This window comes from Bartonella sp. AA74HLJMH, from assembly GCF_042197045.1.
Lineage (GTDB): Bacteria > Pseudomonadota > Alphaproteobacteria > Rhizobiales > Rhizobiaceae > Bartonella.
Genome location: NZ_JBHIRJ010000142.1, coordinates 1 through 677 on the forward strand (window position 1 = coordinate 1; position 677 = coordinate 677).

The 677-nt window shown below is 33.7% G+C and carries 1 pseudogene; it reads right to left on the minus strand.

Going from position 1 to position 677, the window contains the following annotated elements:
* Positions 1–677, minus strand: a pseudogene (locus ACFINH_RS10225) (hypothetical protein); the annotation flags it as partial.

Below are 677 nucleotides of genomic sequence, written 5' to 3' on the forward strand. Positions count from 1 at the left end.
CGTAGATCGCTGTTGCAAGTTGATTGAAGCTTTCTGAAAGGTTATTTGCGAAATTGTTTGACGGTGGTTTATAACATGCGCTTTCATATAGTTTTTTCACTTCTGATTTTTTGTGTTTCTTAATTACCAATCCATATTCTGGATGCGTAATCCAATTATCCCAAGCGCTTTGCCAATCGCGTTCATTTGCATTTCGACATGGGTTGGATTTTGAAAAGCGTACAAATTTTTCAAATTCTGATAAGGCTTCATCATGCGTTAATCCTTGTTCAGTTGCGTATTGAAAATCGGGTTTGAAATCTTCTAGTATTCTTTCAACTTCTTGTTTTTCCCTTATTTTCTTTGTTCCTTCAAAAAAGTTTGCTTTCTCTGGAAAATAAGCAGGCATTATCTTATCAACGATTTCTGAAAGTTGTTTTCCAACCTTTTTAACTTTTCGTGAAGGCAATTTCTCAATCATCGCTTCGTCAATTTGCCATCGGTTGTTAGCTTTGTTTGAAGTGTTGGTATTTTGCTCGCGAATGATTGGTTGTTTGGTTTCTATCGTTTTGATTTGTTCTGATTGGCTTTCAACATCACACTCGATTGGCTCGTCAACCAAATCGTTTGTTTCTAAATTTTCAAAATCAATTTCTCTTTTTGATAAAATAATATTTTTATTTTTTTTGTTATTGTTA